The organism is Moorena sp. SIO4A5 (assembly GCF_010672005.1).
Lineage (GTDB): Bacteria > Cyanobacteriota > Cyanobacteriia > Cyanobacteriales > Coleofasciculaceae > Moorena.
Genome location: NZ_JAAHHZ010000597.1, coordinates 1 through 3,029, shown reverse-complemented (window position 1 = coordinate 3,029; position 3,029 = coordinate 1). Strand labels below are relative to the sequence as shown.

Genomic DNA, 3,029 nt, shown 5'->3' with positions numbered 1-3,029 from the left:
ACAGCAATCCATTGTAAGGGAATTAGACCAAGAAAAATCCGAAATTCCGAAACAGCTCCAATCTCTAAACCTCCTTCACGACGGATCACCTGGATTGGTTGCCAGGGTGGAGTTAGCAGATCGAGAATATCATCTCGCTCGTGAAAGGTCCAAACTATGTCAACTGGTGCATTGATCACAGTAGAATAGTTAAAGTGCAGCATTACAGCAGTTTTGAATTGGGTTAGGTACTTACGCCAGCGGGTTTTAGGGAGCAGGGAGCAGGGACTTCGGAGCAGTTAAGAGGTAAGAGGGAAAAAATCCTGTGTACCTTATATCTATGAAAAACGGTGTAAATCACCAATTTATAAATAAATCTAAAACGCTGGTTTAGAGACCATACCCTGTCAACCTTCAACCTGTCAACCTGTCAACCTTCAACTGATCAACTTGTTAACCTGTCAACCTGTCAACCTGTCAACCTGTCAACCTACCCTACGGGAACGCCAAGGGCGAACAACTTGTCAACCTGTGAAAGCAATCAAAAGGTTAGAGCTGGTAACGAGAGTCATTCCAACCATAAATTGGGTCTCTTGGCTGCTCTTTTTGGCGATTTTTTCTGAGCTGAGTTGCTCTAATCAGGGTTTGCTTGACAATACTAACCAGGTTATACCATGTTATGTTCTGATTTTTGAGTAATTCCCGGATTCCTTGCAGAGCCAGTTTAGCGGCTAGAGATTCGGTGTCTTCTTCTGGTCTGATTGGTGTACAAACCCTGATCGGGTCTCGTTGCACGGCAGCAAAGGCTTGACGCACAGTAGTGCTAATCTGCTGCCTTAGTTTTTTGTTACCCTTTAACTGCTGCTGACGCCTCCCCTCTTCACTGGAAGCATACAGCGGTGGTAAACGATTGAGGGCGTAGGTAGCCACTTCTACCTGGTTGATATACTTAGCTAGCTTTGGAGAAAGTCGAGACTTTTGACGCTCTACTTCCTGAGTCACTAAGATTTCCATGACATTTTGATATGTTATTGCTTGATGTAATCGATGTGCTTCCATGACTTAACCAGTTAGATATTGCAATAAATAAAAAATCCTTGACGAGTGGCAAGATCAAAGATGGCAAGGTGAAAGACATTTTGTTTTACCTACGCAAGAACCAGCTCGTCAAATACCCTAATTGGGGTTACCATTTCTTAGTAACCCCTTTTTTGAACTCCTGTTGGATTAGCTTTGAGCTTCTACTACTGTAGTGAAGCTCTTTTAGATAGCTGTTATGTATCCTCTCAGGAACTCTAAACAATAGCTCTTTAGTATTTTTTTAGATTTGAGCTTAACCCCACACCTGGCCAGGGGAATCTGGTACTCACAATAATAACTCATCTTTTTGTTTCCGCCTATGATATATATCACAGGCAAAAGCCATGGTTGCGATCGCAATCCCAATGGTGAACCAGTCGCATTTTGTATAAATCTAGTACTAATTACTAAGTACTCAGGTCTTGATCAGAGTTTTTACTTATTACAAATTACCTAGGATTGCTAGAGCGATAATTATGTGTTATAATTAAAGGGTTTGGTTATTTTTTTTGACGACGCTGGATAATCTTTTCAGATACTTCTAAATCGACCTGGACTTTTCTAATTGCTAAGTCTGCGGGTAATCCTCTGAGATACCAGCGGTATACCTTGGCTAAGGTAGATTCATCGGCTTCAGCCATAGCCGATGCGATCGCATTTTGAACAGCACTAGGTACCATTTCCTTTAGGGTGGGGAATCGCTTGCTAGTCAACTCATCCCGACCACTTTTCAAGTTTAAGAAATCTTTAAATCCAGCCTTTGTTCCCATCGCAATCAGCTCATAGATCTGGTTAGCCAGTTTTGGTAGAGGTTGAACCTTGGGCAACTCAGAGAACTGCTCAGCCAGTTTTGCTAAAGAAGGTTTAGCCTTGGGCAACTCAGAGGACTGGTTAGCCAGTTTTGGTACAGCAGGTTTAGCCTTGGGCAACCCAGTTGGGTTCTTTCTGACAGCGTTAACCCCTTGGCGTTGATCCATAGCCTGATTCGCAGCGGCATCGGCTTCTGAATTCTGTGCTCGGGGAATCCACTCCAATTGAACAGAGTCAAACTGATTCAGCAGTGACTTAGCCTTTGTCCATAACGGTCGTAAGTGGGGTGTTTTAACTCTCCAGGTACCTTTAAGCTGATTGATAACCAGTTGAGAATCTCCTTTTAGGACTACCTGCCCAGCACCGATTTCCAAGGCTTTCTCCAAGCCAAGAATGGCTCCAGTATATTCGGCCTGATTGTTGGTAGCATGAGGGAAAAATTGACTAACCCTAATGGTTTGAGCTCCCGGTTGTTTAATAATAGCAGCAGCACCGGCTATTCCAGGATTTCCACGAGACCCCCCATCAAATAGGATAGTAATTTTGTTGTTAGTCTTTTTAGCTGTTACGTTGACTGATTGGTTGTTCATTTAGGGCATGTCGTCAGTTAAGCCAGATGACAGAAGCGGCGAGATGAATGGCTCCCAAAAAATTACGAGCAGTTTTATCATAGCGAGTTGCTATTGCCCTGTATTGCTTAAGTTTCTGAAAAAAGTTTTCGATCAGATGACGCCACTTATACATGTGCAAGTCATATGTTCTTTGTTGAGTACGATTGACTTTAGGAGGAATGACAGCTTGGCAGTCAGCTTCTTTTAATCGTTTGAGCACCCGCTCTGTCGCATCGTAAGCCTTGTCTGCAAGCAGTGCACCAATCTCATGTATACCATCAAGTAACGCATCAGCTCCCTGCAAATCATGTGCTTGACCGGGGGTCAGATGAAACCCTGTGGGATTTCCCAGTGCATCACAGGTGGCATGAATTTTGGTAGATAAACCACCCTTACTGCGTCCAATTGCTTGTGTTTCAGGTTTATCGTCTGGTGTTTTTTTTTGCACCAGCACTGTGTTGATGAGCGCGTACAATCGTTGAGTCGAGCGCAGCGTACTCGTTGTCTGCATCTAATGAGAGTGTCTTGAATACACGTTCCCACACACCA

General features: G+C 43.6%; 3 protein-coding genes and 2 pseudogenes. 1 reads left to right on the top strand and 4 read right to left on the bottom strand.

Annotation, left to right across the window (positions count from 1 at the left end):
• Nucleotides 1-203: pseudogene (locus F6K57_RS41625) on the bottom strand (cyclase); the annotation flags it as partial.
• Nucleotides 204-528: 325 nt separating this feature from the next.
• Complete coding sequence (locus F6K57_RS41620) at nt 529-1,038, bottom strand: late competence development ComFB family protein (protein WP_293075026.1); 510 nt, start codon at nt 1,036-1,038, stop codon at nt 529-531.
• A 340-nt stretch (nt 1,039-1,378) separates the two neighbouring features.
• Here F6K57_RS41620 and F6K57_RS41615 point away from each other — a divergent pair, with 340 nt between their 5' ends.
• Nucleotides 1,379-1,516, top strand: coding sequence for a hypothetical protein (locus F6K57_RS41615; RefSeq protein WP_158069896.1), 138 nt, complete (start codon nt 1,379-1,381; stop codon nt 1,514-1,516).
• 43 nt (nt 1,517-1,559) lie between these two features.
• On the opposite strand, the gene F6K57_RS41610 is transcribed toward F6K57_RS41615, so the two are convergent.
• Both F6K57_RS41610 and F6K57_RS41605 read right to left on the bottom strand, forming a co-directional pair.
• Nucleotides 1,560-2,459 (bottom strand): ribonuclease HI family protein, encoded by a 900-nt coding sequence (locus tag F6K57_RS41610; RefSeq protein WP_075906800.1) that lies wholly within the window; start codon nt 2,457-2,459, stop codon nt 1,560-1,562.
• Between the two features lie 13 nt (nt 2,460-2,472).
• A pseudogene (locus F6K57_RS41605) lies at nt 2,473-3,029 on the bottom strand (IS5 family transposase); the annotation flags it as partial.